10 protein-coding genes are annotated in these 17,595 nt (G+C 64.5%); 8 read left to right on the top strand and 2 right to left on the bottom strand.

Features of this window, described 5'->3' with window-relative positions; genetic code table 11:
* The first annotated feature begins 103 nt into the window (after positions 1-103).
* The 6 genes from NHH88_17005 (at position 104) to NHH88_16980 (ending at position 8,550) form a co-directional block, all read left to right on the top strand.
* A complete protein-coding gene (locus NHH88_17005; GenBank protein USX11417.1) occupies positions 104-937 on the top strand; it encodes a p-hydroxycinnamoyl CoA hydratase/lyase in 834 nt (277 codons plus the stop codon).
* A gap of 29 nt (positions 938-966) precedes the next feature.
* Entirely contained in the window at positions 967-2,412 is a 1,446-nt protein-coding gene (locus tag NHH88_17000; protein ID USX11416.1) for an aldehyde dehydrogenase, read from the top strand.
* 24 nt (positions 2,413-2,436) lie between these two features.
* Complete coding sequence (locus tag NHH88_16995; protein USX17359.1) at positions 2,437-4,296, top strand: feruloyl-CoA synthase; 1,860 nt, start codon at positions 2,437-2,439, stop codon at positions 4,294-4,296.
* A 23-nt stretch (positions 4,297-4,319) separates the two neighbouring features.
* Positions 4,320-5,498 (top strand): ABC transporter substrate-binding protein, encoded by a 1,179-nt coding sequence (locus NHH88_16990; GenBank protein USX11415.1) that lies wholly within the window; start codon positions 4,320-4,322, stop codon positions 5,496-5,498.
* Positions 5,499-5,652: 154 nt separating this feature from the next.
* Positions 5,653-7,347: a tannase/feruloyl esterase family alpha/beta hydrolase gene (locus NHH88_16985; GenBank protein ID USX17358.1), complete on the top strand. Its 1,695-nt coding sequence runs from the start codon at positions 5,653-5,655 to the stop codon at positions 7,345-7,347.
* A gap of 180 nt (positions 7,348-7,527) precedes the next feature.
* Complete coding sequence (locus tag NHH88_16980; GenBank protein ID USX11414.1) at positions 7,528-8,550, top strand: HAF repeat-containing protein; 1,023 nt, start codon at positions 7,528-7,530, stop codon at positions 8,548-8,550.
* Here the strand turns inward: NHH88_16980 and NHH88_16975 are convergent.
* The gene (locus tag NHH88_16975; GenBank protein ID USX11413.1) at positions 8,547-11,153 is read right to left on the bottom strand and encodes an excinuclease ABC subunit UvrA; all 2,607 of its coding nucleotides are present in this window, start codon (positions 11,151-11,153) and stop codon (positions 8,547-8,549) included. The genes NHH88_16980 and NHH88_16975 overlap by 4 nt on opposite strands.
* Before the next feature lie 220 nt (positions 11,154-11,373).
* Here NHH88_16975 and NHH88_16970 point away from each other — a divergent pair, with 220 nt between their 5' ends.
* Both NHH88_16970 and NHH88_16965 read left to right on the top strand, forming a co-directional pair.
* Positions 11,374-13,089, top strand: coding sequence for a thiamine pyrophosphate-binding protein (locus tag NHH88_16970; GenBank protein USX11412.1), 1,716 nt, complete (start codon positions 11,374-11,376; stop codon positions 13,087-13,089).
* Between the two features lie 280 nt (positions 13,090-13,369).
* Positions 13,370-15,016, top strand: coding sequence for a DUF5597 domain-containing protein (locus NHH88_16965; GenBank protein ID USX11411.1), 1,647 nt, complete (start codon positions 13,370-13,372; stop codon positions 15,014-15,016).
* Positions 15,017-15,179: 163 nt separating this feature from the next.
* On the opposite strand, the gene NHH88_16960 is transcribed toward NHH88_16965, so the two are convergent.
* A complete protein-coding gene (locus NHH88_16960; protein USX11410.1) occupies positions 15,180-17,564 on the bottom strand; it encodes a glycoside hydrolase family 3 C-terminal domain-containing protein in 2,385 nt (794 codons plus the stop codon).
* Positions 17,565-17,595 lie beyond the last annotated feature (31 nt).

Here is a 17,595-nt window from a genome sequence, read left to right as displayed (position 1 = left end):
AAAACAAAAGAGGTGGGTATAGTATAAGTCACATATCAGGCAGCCTGATACTTAAATCTAAAGCTTAGTCTGAAGATTAGCCAACTAAAAGGAGACACATTGTATGTCCAAATATGAAGCCCGCTGGGAAACCGTCAAAGTCGATGTTGAAAAAGGTATCGGCTGGATCACCCTGAACCGTCCCGACAAGCGCAACGCCATGAGCCCGACCCTGAACCGCGAGATGATCGACGTTCTGGAAACGCTGGAACTGGACGAGGAAGCGCAAGTGGTCGTACTGACCGGCGCCGGTGACGCCTGGACCGCCGGCATGGACCTGAAAGAGTACTTCCGCGAAAACGACGGCAAACCGGAGATCTTCCAGGAGCGCCTGCGCCGCGACTGCTCGCAGTGGCAATGGAAGCTGCTGCGCATGTACAGCAAGCCGACCATCGCCATGGTCAACGGCTGGTGCTTCGGCGGCGCGTTCTCGCCGCTGGTCGCCTGCGACCTGGCCATCGCCGCCGACGAAGCGGTGTTCGGCCTGTCCGAGATCAACTGGGGCATCCCGCCCGGTAACCTGGTCAGCAAAGCTGTCGCCGACACCATGGGCCACCGCCAGGCGCTGCACTACATCATGACCGGCGACACCTTCACCGGCCAGGAGGCAGCCGCCATGGGCCTGATCAACAAGAGCGTACCGCGCGCCCAACTGCGCGACGAAGTCATCGCGCTGGCCGAAAAACTGCTGGCCAAGGCGCCGACCGTGCTGCGCATCGCCAAGAACGGCTTCAAGCGCTGCCGCGAACTCAATTGGGACCAGAACGAGGACTACCTGTACGCCAAGGTCGACCAATCCAACTACCGCGATCCGGAAAAAGGACGCGCGCAAGGCCTCAAGCAGTTCCTGGACGATAAGACGATCAAACCAGGTCTGCAGACTTTCAAACGCGGCTAAACTCTACAACAAAAATAAAGGAGACCACCATGTTTGATACCGATCTGCTGATCGGCGGCCAAGGCGCCGCCGCCCAAGACAATGCCACCTTCGAACGGCGCAGCCCCGCCACCGGCGAGGTGGTTACCCGCGCCGCCGCCGCGCAACTGGCCGATGTCGACCGGGCCGTGAAGGCCGCGCAGGACGCCTTCCCCGCTTGGTCGGCGATGGCGCCCGGCGCCCGCCGCGCCCTGCTGCTCAAAGCCGCCGACACGATGGAAAAATACCGCGCCGAATTCGTCGCGCGCGGCGTCGCCGAAGCGGGCGGCAGCCCGATGTGGTATCAGTTCAACGTCACCCTGGCCGGCAACATGCTGCGTGAAGCGGCGTCGATGACCACCCAGATCAGCGGCGAAGTCATTCCATCCGACGTCCCCGGCTCGATGGCGATGGGCCTGCGCCAGGCCTGCGGCGTGGTGGTCGGCCTGGCGCCGTGGAACGCCCCGATCATCCTGGGGACCCGCGCCATCGCCATGCCGCTCGCTTGCGGCAATACCGTAATTCTCAAGGCTTCCGAATTGTGCCCGTCGCTGCATCGCCTGATCGGCACCGTGTTCGAGGAAGCCGGCTTCGCGCCCGGCGTCGTCAACGTCATCACCAACGCGCCGCAGGACGCGCCGCAGGTGGTGGAACGCCTGATCGCCGCGCCGGCCGTCCGCCGCGTCAACTTCACCGGTTCGACCAATGTGGGCCGCATCATCGCCCAGCATTGCGCCCGCCACCTGAAACCCGTGCTGTTGGAACTGGGCGGCAAGAACCCGCTGCTGATCCTGGACGACGCGGACCTCGACGAAGCCGTCGAAGCGGCCGCGTTCAGCGCCTTCTTCAACCAGGGCCAGATCTGCATGTCGGCCGACCGCATTTTGGTCGACAACAAAGTGGCGCCGGCCTTCCTGGAAAAGCTGGCCGCCAAAACCGCCACCTTGAAGGCGGCGCAAAGCGACGCCCCGTTGTCCGGCATGATCGATCCGTCGGCCACCACCCGCGTTGCCGCCATGCTGCAGGATGCCCGCGATCGCGGCGCCAAGGTCACCCAAAGCTCGGCGGAAGTGGTCGGCAACATCATGCAGCCGGCCATCGTCGACGGCGTCACGCCGGAGATGAAGGTCTATCAGGAAGAATCGTTCGGTCCGATCGTCTCGATCCTGCGCTTCGACACCGACGAGGAAGCCATCGCGCTGGCCAACGACAGCGAATACGGCCTGTCGTCGGCGGTCTTCAGCCGCGACATCGGCCGTGCCATGGCCGTCGCGCGCCGCATCGAGTCGGGCATCTGCCACATCAACGGTCCGACCGTGCACGATGAGGCGCAGATGCCGTTCGGCGGCGTCAAGGGCAGCGGTTACGGGCGTTTCGGCGGCAAGGCGGCCATCGCCGAGTTCACGGAGCTGCGCTGGATCACGATCCAGACGACCTCGCGCCACTACCCGATCTGACAGGAGCTCCGCATGAATCAAACGATGATCGCGGAGCAGTCCAGCGGCACGGCAAAGCGACGCCCGGTCAGGCTGGGCAATCCGCAGATCGCGGCCTACCAGGCCGACGGCCTGTGGCACGTGGACGCCGTCACGCCGCTGGAGGCGTTCCCGTCGCGCTTTACCGACCGTCTTGAATCGGGCGCCGCCGCCCATCCAGAGCGCACCCTGGTCGCGCGCCGCGCGGCCGATGGCGACGGCGAATGGATACGACTGTCGTACGCCGAGGTGCTGCGCCGCGCGCGCAGCATCGGCCAGGCGCTGCTCGATCGCGGCCTGTCGGCCGAACGTCCGCTGGTGATCCTGTCCGGTAACGACCTGGAACACTTCCAACTCGCGCTGGGCGCGATGTACGCCGGCATTCCGTATGCGCCGGTGTCGCCTTCGTACTCGCTGGTGGCGACCGACTTCACAAAGCTGTCCGAAATGCTGGCCAAGCTGACACCCGGCGCGCTGTTCGCCTGCGACGGCGCCGCCTACAGCCGCGCCATCAAGGCGGTGATGCCGGCCGACGCCGAACTGATATTGGCCCAGGGCGAAGTGCCCGGTCAGCAGTCCAGCAGCTTCCAGTCGCTGCTCGACGTCGCACCGTCGACCGTCGAAGCGGCGCATGCCGCCGTCGGCGTCGACACCGTAGCCAAGTTCCTGTTCACCTCCGGCTCCATCAAAAAACCGAAGGCCGTCACCACCACCCACGGCATGTTGTGCAGCAACCAGCAGATGCTGCTGCAAACCTTCCCGTTCATGGGCGACGAACCGCCGGTGCTGCTGGATTGGCTGCCATGGAACCACACCTTCGGCGGCAGCCACAATGTGGGCATCGTGCTGTATAACGGCGGCACCCTGTACCTGGACGATGGCAAGCCGACCCCGCGCGACTTCCCGACCACCTTGCGGAACCTGCGCGAGATCGCACCGACGATGTATTTCAATATCCCGAAAGGGTTCGAGATGCTGACCGACGCCATGAAGACCGACGCCAAATTGAGCGCCAACTTCTTCTCGCGCGTCAAACTGTTTTTGTGCGCCGGGGCCGGCCTGTCGCAGGCCGCGTGGGATAGGCTGGACAACGCCGCCATTGCCGAAACCGGCGAGTCGGTGCGCATCATCACGGGGCTGGGCATGACGGAGACGTCGCCATCGTGCACCTTCGGCACCGGCAACATCATCAAGGCCGGCTATGTCGGCGTGCCGGCGCCGGGCTGCAAAGTCAAGCTGGTGCCGTTCGGCGACAAGCTGGAAGCGCGCTTCAGCGGCCCGCACGTGATGCCCGGTTACTGGCGCGCGCCGGACCTGAACGCCGCCGTCTTCGACGAGGATGGCTACTACTGCACCGGCGACGCCCTGCGCTTCGTCGATCCCGAAAAACCGGAGCTGGGGTTCATGTTCGACGGCCGCATCGCCGAGGACTTCAAGCTCAGTACCGGCACCTTCGTCAGCGTCGGTCCGCTGCGCGCGAAAGTGATCAGCGCGGCCGCGCCGTATGTGCTGGACGCGGTGGTCACCGGCATCGACCGCAACGCCATCGGCCTGCTGCTGTTCCCGCGCATGGAGCATTGCCAGGTGCTGTCCGAGCTGGGCCCCGACGCCGGCGCCGCCGAAGTGCTGGCCAGCGCGCCGGTACGGGCCTGCTTCGAACGCTTGCTCAAGTTGTTGAACCAGGACGCCAGCGGTTCGTCGATGCGCATCGACCGGCTGCTGTTACTACCCGAACCGCCGTCCGTCGATCATCGCGAGATGACCGACAAGGGTTCGATCAACCAGTCGGCGGTGCTGACGCGGCGGGCCGCCGTGGTCGACGCACTGTATGAAGGCACCGATCCACAAGTAATCATCGCGGCATAAACTAAAAAAGACGGAGACAAGCAATGAAACTTAAAAAACTGGCCAACATCGGCATGGTCGTCAGCGTGGCCCTGATCGGCATGAACATCGGCGTGGCGCAGGCGCAGGACACTATCAAGGTCGGCGTCATCGCCGCGCTGACCGGGCCTTTCGCCAACACCGGCAAGCCGTTCGAGGATGGCATCAAGACCTATATGCAGCAGAACGGCGCCACCGTGGCCGGCAAAAAGATCGAGATCATCTACCGCGACGACGGCGGCACCAACGCCGACATGTCCAAGCGCGCGGCCCAGGAGCTGATCTCCCGCGACAAGGTCAGCTTCCTGATCGGCTTCTCGCTGACGCCTAGCGCGCTGGCGGTGGCGCCGATTGCCACCCAGGCCAAGATCCCGATGATCGTCATGAACGCCGTCACCACCGGCATCACCGCCAAGTCGCCGTACATGCTGCGCACCAGCATGACGATGCAGCAGATGACCGAGCCATTCGGCACCTGGACCGCCCAGAACAAGGTCGGCAAGGTGTACACGCTGGTGAGCGACTACAGCACCGGCATCGACGCCGAAGCGCGCTTCGGCAAGGGCTTCACGGCCGGCGGCGGCAAGCTGGTTGGCTCGTCGCGGGCGCCGCTGGCCAATCCCGACTACTCGCCATTCATCCAGCGCATCAAGGACGAGAAGCCGGACGCCTTGTTCTTCTTCGCCCCCGGCGCCGAAGACGGCACCGCCCTGCTCAAGGCCTTCAGCGACAAGGGCCTGGACAAGGCCGGCATCAAGTTCCTGGGCGTGGGCGACATGACCAGCGACCATCCGACCCTGGAGGCGCTGGGCGACCGCGCACTCGGCGCCATCACGGTGCTGAACTATTCGACGGCGCTGGACAACGCGGCCAACAAGTCCTTCCTGACCGCCTATGCCGCCGCCCTGCCGAACGCCCGTCCGCCGACCTTCGTCACCGTGGCCGCGTATGACACGATGGCCATGCTGTACGAGACCATCCGCAAGCTGAACGGCACCGTCACGGGCGACACCGCCATGAAGGTACTGTCGAGCATGAAGCTGGACAGCCCGCGCGGTCCGATCAGCATCGACCCGGCGTCGCGCGATATCATCCAGAACATGTACGTGCGCGAAGTCAAGAAGGTCAACGGCAAGCTGGTCAACGCGCCGATCAGCACCATCAAGGACGTGATGCCGAACTAGTAGTCAGCCTTACCCCGCTCCACCCCGCAGTATCCCAAGCCGGTCCCGACGCAGCCACCAGAACGCTGCGCGGGACCCGCGCGTCCATCGCTTTGCAAGAACAGAGGAGACAACTCGCATGAAAAGCCGCGACACCAACCCAGCCACACCCCCGATGATTCCGCTCGCCACCGCCATCGCGGCGGCCATGCTGCTGAGCGCTTGCGCGGGCGGCGGCGGTGACAGCATCGACAGCACCGGCCTGCCCCGCCTGGCGGCAGCCACCGGGGCGGCGCTGCCGTCCTGCACCGATCTGGTCACCAGGATCCAGCTCGCCAACACCACCATCACGGCCGCCAACAGCATTGCCGCCGGTACCTTGCGCGTCGCCGGCAAACCCATCCCGGCCCATTGCCAGGTGACCGGCCGCATGTTCGATCGCGTCAGCACCGTCGATGGCGCCCGCTACGCGATCGGCTTCGAAATGCGCCTGCCCCTGAACTGGAACGGCCGCTTCTTCTATCAAGGCAACGGCGGCCTGGACGGTTCGGTCGTGCCGGCCACGGGCCAGGTTGGCGGTGGCGGTCCGCTGGATAGCGCGCTCAACATGGGCTTCGCCGTCATCAGTTCCGACGCCGGCCACGGCGCGCCCAATCCCGCCTTCGGCATCGATCCGCAAGCGCGTCTCGACTACGGTTACCAGGCCGCCGGCAAGCTGACGCCGATGGCCAAGAACCTGATCCAGATTGCCTACGGCAAGGCGCCGGCGCGCTCCTACTTCGGTGGTTGCTCCAACGGCGGCCGCCACGCGATGGTGGCGGCGGCGCGCATCGCCGATCAATACGACGGTTTCCTGGTCGGCAATCCAGGCTTCCGCCTGCCGTTGGCGGCGATCGCCAACATCGCCGGCGGACAGGCCTACAATTCGCTGGCCACCACGCCGGGCGACTTGTCGACCGGCTTCACCAAGGCCGAACGTACCACCGTCGAGAACGCCGTTCTGGCGAAATGCGACGCGCTGGATGGCGCCACCGACGGCCTGATTCAAAATACGCAGGCGTGCCAGGCGGCCTTCGACCTCAATCGGGACGTGCCGACCTGCACTGGCGCGCGCGACGGCAGCTGCCTGAGCGCGGCGCAAAAAACCACGATCGGGGGCCTGTTCTCGGGCGCGACCACCAGCGCCGGCGCGAAGTTCTATTCCAGCTGGCCATACGACGCCGGCATCTCGACTGGCGGCTGGGCCGACTGGAAGTTCAACAGCCCGCTGACCCGCGATTCCGGCGCGGTTGGACTGATCTGGCAAGCGCCTCCGGAAAACCTGGCGACTTTCAACGGACCGCAGTTCGCGCTGACAGGCAGTATCGACAGCATGCTGGCGCGGGTCGGCGCCACCACCGCCGTCTATACCGAAAGCGCGCTGTCGTTCATGCTGCCACCCAACCCGACCAACCTCGGCACCTTGAAGAACCGTGGCGGCAAGATGATGGTGTACCACGGCACCGCCGATCCGATCTTCTCCAGCGACGACACCACCGCCTGGTATGACGGCTTGCGCGCGGCCAACGGCGGCGACGCCTCGAACTTCGCCCGCTTCTTCCGCGTGCCCGGCATGAACCACTGCGCCGGTGGCCCGTCGGCGGAACAGTTCGACATGCTGACGCCGCTGGTCGCCTGGGTCGAACGCGGCCAGGCGCCGGACAACGTCATCGCCAGCGTGCGCGGCGCCGGCAACGCCGGTGGCGTCAATGCCGACGTGCCGGCCAGCTGGGCGGCCAACCGCACCCGTCCGCTGTGCCCGTATCCGAAGGCGGCCAAGTACAAAGGCAGCGGCAACATCGAGGATGCGGCCAGCTTCAGCTGCGAGTGATGTCTTCCCGGGGCCGGCTGTCCGGCTCCGGGTATCCCCAACGAAAACTTGCGCGCGAGGCGGCAGGCCAGCAACGGCGGGCTCTATCGCTTGCTTGATCTGCCGCAGACGTGTTCCGGTGTGAGCCATTAGGCTGGTGGAGCTGGCCTGATCCATTCCACCCTCCACCGGAGAAACACCATGACTTACTTGTCCAACAAAATGCGGCCGCTGTGGCCGCTAACGATGCTGATGTTGCTGGCGGGGGCCGCGCAGGCCCAGACCCGCTATGAGATCACCCCGGTGCGTGGGCCGGCGGCGAACATCTATGCGACTGCCCTCAACAATCGAGCCCAGATCGCCGGCAACATGCCCGTCGGTGGGTCCACACAGGCGGTATTGTACGATCGGGGCAATGTCACCCTACTGGGCACGCTGGGCGGCGACTCCAGCTATTCCGCCGACCTGAACGAACGAGGCCAGGTCGTAGGGGCCTCGTACAACAGCGCAGGGGAGTCGCGCGCATTTCTCTATTCGGACGGCACCATGCGCGACATCGGTACGCTGGGGGGCTGCTGTGCCGACGCGCAAGGAATCAACAACGCCGGGCAAATCGCCGGTGGCTCGGCCACCAGCAGCGACTCGTGGCACGCCTATCGTTACACGCGCGGCGTCATGATGGACCTGGGAACCCTTGGCGGCATCTTCAGTGTCGGAAACGATATCAACGCGCGTGGCGATGTCGTTGGCAACTCAATGACCGCCGAAGGCGACATACACGCCTTCCTCCATAACGGGAGCGCCATGCGGGACCTCGGCACACTGGGCGGCCCCTACAGCTTTGCGTCCGCCAACAACGAGCGCGGCCACGTCGTCGGATTCGCCCAGAGAGCCGATAACTTCTACCATGCATTCCTTTACGCCAATGGCATGATGCAGGATCTTGGCACGCTTGGCGGCACGTTCAGCGTCGCCCAAGGCATTAACGCCCACGACCAGATCGTGGGCGAGTCGCTACTCGCCGCCCCCGGCGCCCCGACCCATGGCTTCATCTACAGCGGCGGCGTCATGCGGGACCTCAATTCCCTGATCGATCCGGCATCGGGTTGGTCGGTCGAACATGCGTCGGACATCAACGACCGGGGGCAGATACTCGGTTACGGCTGCAGGGCCGGAGACTGCGCGACCTTGCTGCTGACGCCGACATCACGGGCGATGGATTAGCGTCGAACCGCGGATGCCTTAAGCGCACGGGCCAGGTACGGCGCCGTGCGGCTGTGCTTGTCCTTCGCCAACGCCTCAGGCGGGCCTGCAGCAACGATCGCACCGCCCTCCTCGCCCGCGCCCGGGCCGACGTCGATCACCCAATCGCTGTCGGCCAACACCTGCATATTGTGCTCGACGACCACCACGGTGTTGCCGGCGTCCACCAGCCCGTGCAGCTGCGTCATCAGCAACTCGATGTCCGACGGATGCAAACCCGTCGTCGGCTCGTCCAGCACGTACAAGGTGTCGCCGCGGCTGGCGCGCTGCAACTCGGTCGCCAGCTTGATGCGCTGCGCCTCGCCGCCGGACAACTCCGTCGCCGGCTGGCCCAGCCGCAGATAGCCCAGTCCCACCGCGCGCAGCACATCCAGCGCATGCCGCAGCGGCGCCTCTTCGGCGAAGAACTCCCACGCCGCGTCCACCGTCATCCGCAACACCTCGGCGATATTGCGGTCGCGGTAGCGCACCGCCAGCGTATCCGGGTTGTAGCGCGCGCCCTCGCATTCCGGACAAGGCGCATACACGCTCGGCAGGAACAGCAATTCGACCATGACAAACCCCTCGCCCGCGCAATTCGGGCAGCGGCCCTTGGCGACATTGAACGAGAACCGCCCCGCGTCGTAATGCCGCGCGCGTGCCGCCTTGGTGGCCGCAAACAGCTTGCGCACATGATCGAACAAACCGGTATAAGTCGCCAGATTGGAACGCGGTGTTCTTCCGATAGGCCGCTGGTCGACCTGCACCAGGCGCCGCACGCCGTGCATGCCTTCTATGACGCGGCCGCGCACATCGCCGCCGCCCGTATCGTCCAGCGCCGCCTCGGCCAAATCGGTGTCGGCGTCGCTGGCCGCCACGCTTTGTCCCAACTGCGCCAGCACCAGCTGAACCAGCGCCTGACTCACGAGGCTGGACTTTCCGGAGCCGGAAACGCCGCTCACGCTGGTCAACACGCCCAGCGGAAAATCAGCGTCCACGCCATGCAGGTTATTGCGCTCGACACCGCGCAAACGTAACCAGTCCGCCGGCGCGCGCACCGCGCGCGGCGAACGCTCGACACGCTCGAACAGATGGCGCGCGGTGCGCGACTCGGCCACGTCGGCAAGTCCATCCGGCGCGCCGCTATACAGTATGCGGCCACCTTGCTGACCGGCCTTCGGCCCGACGTCGACGATCCAGTCGGCGTGCCGGATCACATCCAGCGCATGCTCGACGACGAACAGCGAGTTTCCCGCCGCCTTGAGGCGGTCCAATGCCCGCAACAGCGCCTCGGTATCGACGGGATGCAGGCCGGCCGACGGTTCGTCCAGCACATAGACCACGCCGAACAAGCTGGAACGGACCTGCGTCGCCAACCGAAGCCGTTGCAGTTCGCCGGGCGACAACGTCGGCGTGCCGCGTTCGAGGCTCAGATACCCCAATCCAAGGTCCAGCAGCACGGCGAGCCGCGCCACCAGATCCTGGGCGATGCGCTGCGTGACGATCGCTTTCTCCGGATGGCGTTCGGCGTCCTTCGCCTTGGCCTTGGTCTTGGCGGCCGGCGGTTTCCCCTCCGCGTAAGGCGCCAGCAACTGCGCCAGCCGCTGTAAAGGCAGGCGCCCGATCTCGGTGATATCGTGACCGCGGAACGTCACCGACAGCGATTCCCGCCGCAACCGCTTGCCCTCGCAGGTCGGGCAATCCATACCGACCAGGTACTGGGACACGCGTTTCTTCATGATCGCGCTTTCGGTGCCGGCGAACGTTTGCAGCACATATTTGCGCGCACCGGTGAAAGTGCCCTGGTAGCTCGGCGTCTCCTTGCGCTTGTGCGCGCGCCGCGCCTCGGCCGGCGTCAGGCCGGCGTAAACCGGCACGGTGGGCTGTTCGTCGGTGAACAGAATCCAGTCTCGCTGTTTCTTGGGCAGCTCGCGCCATGGCGTATCGACGTCGTAGCCGAGCGTCACCAGGATATCGCGCAGATTCTGTCCGTGCCAGGCGGTGGGCCACGCCGCCACGGCGCGTTCGCGTATCGTCAGGCTGTCGTCCGGCACCATCGAACGCTCGGTCGCCTCGTACACCCTGCCCAGTCCATGACACTGCGGACACGCGCCCTGCGGCGTATTGGGCGAGAACGATTCCGCATACAGCAATTCCTGGCCGGGCGGATAGTCGCCCGCGCGCGAGTACAGCATGCGCAGCGAATTCGATAAAGTACTGACACTGCCGACCGATGAACGGGTCGTCGGCGCGCCGCGCTGCTGCTGCAACGCCACGGCAGGCGGCAGACCATCGATGGCGTCGACCTCCGGCACCGCCATCTGATGGAACAGGCGCCGGGCATAGGGCGACACCGACTCCAGGTAGCGCCGCTGCGCCTCCGCATACAGGGTGCCGAAAGCCAGCGACGATTTGCCGGAACCCGATACGCCGGTGAACACCACCAGCGCGTTGCGCGGGATGTCGACATCGACGTTTTGAAGATTGTGCTCGCGCGCGCCGCGCACGCGGACATAGCCCGAGTCTGCGGTCTCGATGGCGGATCGGGTCTGTTCGCCGGGACTTGAAGGGCGGTGCTTGGCCATAAAACGTTCCTATAACAATTTAATCCCAGCATTATCGATTCGGGGAAATTAGTATGTACGGCAACGTACGGGATCGCCAACCGGAACGCATCCGACCGGGCTTTCATCCCTCATGGCGGACTCTTCGTTGCCTATCGCCAAGACAGCATAGACGCGTGCGCTCCGTACGCGTTACCAGCGATAAACTGAACAAATCCAATCATTGATCAGGAATTCAATCATGGCCAAAACAGTCGCCGAAGTCGTTATCGAAACTCTGCAGCAAGCCGGGGCCAAACATTGCTGGGGCATTCCCGGCGATTCGCTGAACTACATCACCGACGCCATCCGTCGCAGCGAGATCGAGTGGGTTCATGTGCGTCATGAGGAGGCCGGCGGTTTCGCCGCCGGCGCCGAGGCCATCGTCGCCAACCGCCTGACCTTGTGCGCCGGCTCCTGCGGCCCGGGCAGCCTGCACTTCATCAATGGCTTGTTCGAAGCGCACCGCAACCGCTCGCCGGTGGTGCTGATCGCCAGCCAGATCACCCGCGACGAATTGGGCACCGACTTCCCGCAGGAGGTCGACTACAAGCCGATCTACGACCATTGCAGCGTGTTTCGCCAGGAGATCCGCACGCCGGCCCACGCCAAGCGTATCACCGCCATGGCGGCGCAGGCGGCGATGACCAAGGGCGGCGTGGCGGTGATCATACTCCCGGTCGACCTGTCCAAGGAATCGGCGGTCGACGAGCCGCATTTCTCCGTCCACCTGCCGCAGCCGCAAACCCGCCCATCGGACACGGAAATGAACCGCATCGCCGAAATCATCAACGACGGCAAGAAGGTCGCGATCTACGCCGGTTCCGGTTGCGAAGGCGCGCACGGTCCGCTGATGGCGCTGGCCGAGCGTATCAAGGCGCCGATCGCCCACACCTCGCGCGCCAAGGATTTTGTCGAGTACAACAACCCGTACAACGTCGGCATGACCGGCATCTTCGGCATCGACTCCGGCTACCACGCGGTGACGGAGTGCGATACCCTGCTCCTGCTCGGATGCGACTTCGCCTGGCGCCAGTACTACCCGGCGCACGCGCGCATCATCCAGATCGACATCGATCCGACGCACCTGGGAAGGCGCCACCCGGTCGAAGTGGGCGCCGTCGGCGACATCGCCACCACTTTGGCCGCGCTGCTGCCGCGCGTGCAGATACGCGGCGACCGCGAGTTCCTCGACCAGTGCGTCGAGCGCCACCAAAAAGCCGTCGAGCATCTGAACGAGCGCGCCACGCCGGGCGACGGCAGCACGATCCGCCCGCAATACCTGACCGCGATGATCGACAAGCACGCCGACGACGACGCCATCTTCACCGCCGACGGCGGCTCGCCGATGGTATGGGTGCTGCGCCATACCCGCGCCACCGGCAAACGCCGCACGCTGGTCAGCCTGACCCACGGCACCATGGCCAACGCCATGCCGCAGGCGCTGGGCGCGAAAAAGGCCTTCCCGCAGCGCCAGGTGATCTCGTTGTCCGGCGACGGCGGCCTGACGATGATGATGGGGGACTTGATCACGGCGGTACAGGAGAATATCGCCATCAAGGTTGCCGTCTACAACAACGGCTCGCTGGGCTTCGTCGAACTGGAACAAAAGGTGGAAGGCCTGCTCGACGCCTACACCGAACTGAAAAACCCGAACTTCGCCGCCGTGGCGGAGGCGATCGGCATCTACGGCCGCCGCGTCGAATCGGCGGCGGAGCTGGAAGCCGAAGTCCAGGCATGGCTGGCGCACCCGGGTCCGGCGCTGCTTGACGTCACCACCGACCGCTTCGAACTGGTGATGCCGCCGAATATACAGGCGTCCCAGGTGCTGGGCACCGCGCTGTACTCGGTCAAGGCCGTGCTGAGCGGACGCGGTGGCGATGTCGTCGACATGATCAAGGACAATTTCGTCAAATAGGGCGCCGGCCGCACCCCCTAAAGCCACTAAATGTTTGCGCATAACATTTAGTGGCATTTTTATGTTGACAACCCCGGTGGGTCGAACCTACACTGAAATGGTCGCGCAATCATCCAAGTGATTCGCGCCCCGGCCCCGCCCCTGTCACATGTGATCCGGGACCGGCTTGGTGAATTTTTTCTGTAACGGGTTCTAGCTCTCCTGCCCCATCCCCCGGGGCAGTTTGTACACCGTCGCCTTACAGCGACGGTGTTTTTTTAACTGGATTTTTAGGAGCACCATGCGAGCACCGACACGACGCGCCGCGCTAACCTGCGCCTTCGCGCTGTTTCTGCTGGAGGGTGGCGCCGCGCTGGCGGCCAATTCCGTCCCTTACCTGCGCAAGCAAGGCACTGCCACGCAATTGATGGTCAACGACCAGCCCTTCCTCGTCCTCGCCGGCGAACTGCATAATTCCTCGGCATCGCACCTGCCGTACCTGAACAAACTCTGGCCGGCGCTCAAGGGCGCGGAGCTGAACACCGTGCTGGCGCCGGTGCAGTGGGACCAGATCGAACCGGTTGAAGGCCGCTTCGATTTCACCGTCCTCGATGGCATGCTCAAACAGGCGCGCGCGAACGACAAGAAGCTGATCCTGCTGTGGTTCGGCGCCTGGAAGAATTCGATGTCGACCTACGTGCCGCCGTGGGTCAAGCGCGACGCCCAGCGTTTCCCGCGCTCGCTTGCCCGCAACGGCGTAGCGCAGGAAGTGCTCACGCCTTTCAGCCCCAAGACGCTGGCCGCCGACACCGCCGCCTACCGCGCGCTGCTGGCGCACCTGAAACAGGTCGACACCGAGCGCACCGTCGTCATGGTGCAGGTGGAGAACGAGATCGGCATGCTGCCGGACGTGCGCGATTACAGCCCGCTGGCCAACGCCGCCATCGCCGGCCAGGTGCCCAAGGCCTTGACCGATTACCTGGGCGCAAATCGCGCCAGGCTGCATCCGTCGGTGCAGGCGCTGTGGGCCGCCAACGGAAATCGCGCCAGCGGCACCTGGGCCGAGGTGTTCGGCACGTCGATCGCCGCCGAGGAGGTTTTCCAGGCCTGGGGCTACGCCACCTTTGTGGAAACCATGACGGCCGCCGGCAAGGCCGCCTATCCGCTGCCGATGTACGTCAACGCGGCGCTGAACCGGCCCGGCAAAAAGCCTGGCGAGTATCCGAGCGCCGGTCCGCTGCCGCACCTGTTCGATATCTGGAAGGCAGGCGCGCCGTCCATCGACGTGCTGGCAATCGACACCTACTTCCCCAACTTCACCGAATGGGCGCCGCAGTTCAAGCGGGCGGACAATCCGCTGTTTGTGCCGGAGGCCGACAACGCCGGCCGGCATGACGCGGCGGCCAAGGCTTTCTACGCGATCGGCGAGTTCGACGCGTTCGGCTTCTCGCCGTTCGGCGTCGAGGACAGCGAGCCTACCGACCCGCTGCCGAAGGCGTATCGCCTGCTGCGTCAGTTGACGCCTTTGATCAACCAGGTGCAAGGCAGCGGCAATATGCGCGGCTTCAAGGCCAAGGTGTCGTATGACGGCGTGGTGGATGCTTCGCCGCAGCAGGTGACGATGGGCGGCTTTAACTTGCAGGTCAGCTTCAGCAACCCTTGGGCCAAGACGGACAGCAAGGATCTGGAGGGTTGCGGCGGTTTGATCATCAAACTGTCGGACGACGAGTTCCTGCTGGCGGGTAAAGGGCTGACGGTGAAGTTCACCGACGCCACCGGCGCGGGGGATTTGGTGGGCCTTGAAAAGGTGACCGAAGGGACCTACGAGAACGGCAAATGGAAAGATGGTCGCTGGCTCAATGGCGACGAAATCCACCAGGGCCGGCAGATCATGCTGGTGACGGGGGACTTCACGATGCAGAAGGTGAAATTGTACCGCTACCGGTAAGTCAAGATGGCGGATTACGCGCTTCGCGCTAATCCGCCCTACGTGATTCCGAGGTAGGCAGACATCACCTAAGACAACGCACACGCGATCCCTCGAAGAGTCACGTAGGGCGGATTAGCCGGAACGGCGTAATCCGCCAGGAGCCGCCAGCGGCCCCTCCTAATTACCCCACCATCAACTTCACGGACTTCAACTTCACGCTATCCGGACCGGCGTGAATGGTAAAACTACCCGGCTCCACCACCCGCTTCATCTGCGCATTAAAGAACCACAAATCCGACGGTTTGATATCGAACGTCAGCGTGCGCTTCTCGCCCGGCTGCAACGTCACACGCTTAAACGCCTTCAATTCCAACACCGCGCGCGTCGCCGAACTGACGTCATCCCGAATATAGATCTGCACAACCTCGTCACCCGCCAGCTTGCCGGTGTTGGTCACATCCACCTGCACCGACGTCGAGCCGGCGATGCCGATCGAGGCCTTGGTCAAACGCGGCGCCGAGATATCGAACGTCGTGTAGCTCAGTCCAAAGCCGAACGGATACAAGGGCTTGGTGCTGCCATCGATATACCCACGACGCGCCGACGGCTTATGGTTGTAAAACACCGGCAGTTGACCGACATTGCGCGCGATCGACACCGGCAGCTTGCCACCTGGGTTGGCGCGGCCGAACAGCAGGTCGGCAGCCGCATGGCCGGTCTCCTGCCCCATGTACCAGCCCTCGATCAGCGCATCGGCCTTCTCCGCCAGCAGGTTGACCGACAGCGGACGGCCGTTCAGCAGGAACACGACGGTCGGCTTGCCCAGCGCGAAAATCGCCGCTGCCAGATCGTTCTGCTGGCCCATCAAATCGAGGCTCGCGCGGTCGCCCAAATGCTCGTCGGCCCACGCCTCGCGGCTGGTCTGTTCGTTGTCGCCCAGGACCATGATGATGGTGTCCGCCGATTTCGCCGCCTGCACCGCATCGGCGATCAGCTTCGCATTGACCTCCGGCTTGACGAACTTGATCTCGTCCTTGCCCCAGATGCGCTCCTCGGTGATGCGCACACCTTCCGAATACGCCAGCTCGAAGCCCTGCGCCTTGCTCTCCGCCAGCAAGCCGTCGTAGATCGACACCACATGGCGCGGTATATCGGAGTATCCGCCGATCGGCGTATCCTTGGCGTGGGTCCCGAGCAGCAGCACCTTGCCGACCTTCTTGGCGTTCAGCGGCAGCAGGCCCTTGTCGTTCTTCAGCAGCACCGGCGTGCGCGTCGCGGACAGGCGCGCCAGCGCGATCGCGTCCGGCGTCGCGGTCAAGCTGTCGGCCACCTTGGCGTCGACGTAAGGCTGCTCGAACAGGCCGGCCTGGAACTTCAAGGTCAGCACGCGGCGCACCACGACATCGATCTCTTTTTCGCTGATGCGCTTTTCCTTCACCAGCGCCGCCAGGGCCAGATAGCCCTCGCCGTCAGGGGTTTCGACATCTACGCCGGCTTTGAATGCCAGCAAGCCGGCTTCCTTGGCGTCGACAGCCAGTTTGTGACGCGTGACCAGTTCCTTGATGCCGAAATAGTCGGACACGGTCAGCCCCTTGAAGCCCCACTCCTCGCGCAGCACCTTGTGCAGCAACCAGTGGTTGGCGTGCGAAGGGATGCCGCCGATCTCGTTATACGACGGCATGACCGCCCCGACGTTGGTTTCCTTGATCAGTTTTTCGAACGGCGGGAAGAAATCCTCGCGCAAGGTGCGCTCGCTGATTTCGGCCGGGCCGATGTTGGTGCCGCTCTCCGGCTGGCCGTGGCCCGTCATGTGCTTGAGCGTGACGAAGACCTTGTCCTTGGCCAGAATCTTGTCCTTGCCGGCGAAGCCGATCACCGCCGCCTTGCCCATCTCGCCGCACAGGTACGGGTCCTCGCCGTAAGTTTCCTCGATGCGTCCCCAGCGCGGTTCGCGCGCCACGTCGACCACCGGTGCCAGCGCCAGATTGGCGCCGCGCACGCGCATCTCGCGCGCCGCCACGCTGAAAATCTTCTCGACCATCTCAGGGTCGAACGACGACGCCAGGCCGATCGCCTGCGGGAAGCTGGTGGCGTCGCGCGCCACGTAGCCGTGCAGCGCTTCCTCGTGCGTCAGCATCGGAATGCCAAGGCGGGTCTGCTCGACCGCCCATTTTTGCGCCGCGTTGACGTAGTTCGCCGTCTCCAGCGCATTGCGGTTGGCTTTTTCGCCGGTGTCGCCGGCGCCGGCCGCCTGGCCGAGCTGACGGTCGGAAGGACGGCCCAACATGCCCATGCCGTTAGGGTAGTTCTTTTTGGCCTTCTCGGCGGAGAACTCGCCGGCGGCGTCCTGCATCTCGGTTTTCTTTTGCCAGATGCACTGCAGCTGGGCGATCTTTTCGTCCAGCGTCATGCGGCCCAGCAGATCGTCCACGCGCTTTTCCAGCGGCAGCGAAGGATTCTTGTAAGGCGCCTGCGCGGCCGCCGCCAGCGCCATTGGCGCCGACATCACGGACAGGCCGGCGACGCCGGTCATCGAGGACAGGAACTGCCTGCGGTTACTTTTCATGTGCTGCGTCTCCAAATGTTTTTAGTTGGTT

Source organism: Oxalobacteraceae bacterium OTU3CAMAD1, assembly GCA_024123915.1.
Lineage (GTDB): Bacteria > Pseudomonadota > Gammaproteobacteria > Burkholderiales > Burkholderiaceae_D > Rugamonas.
Note: the sequence above shows the minus strand (reverse complement) of the source record. Positions and strands in the feature narration are given on the sequence as shown.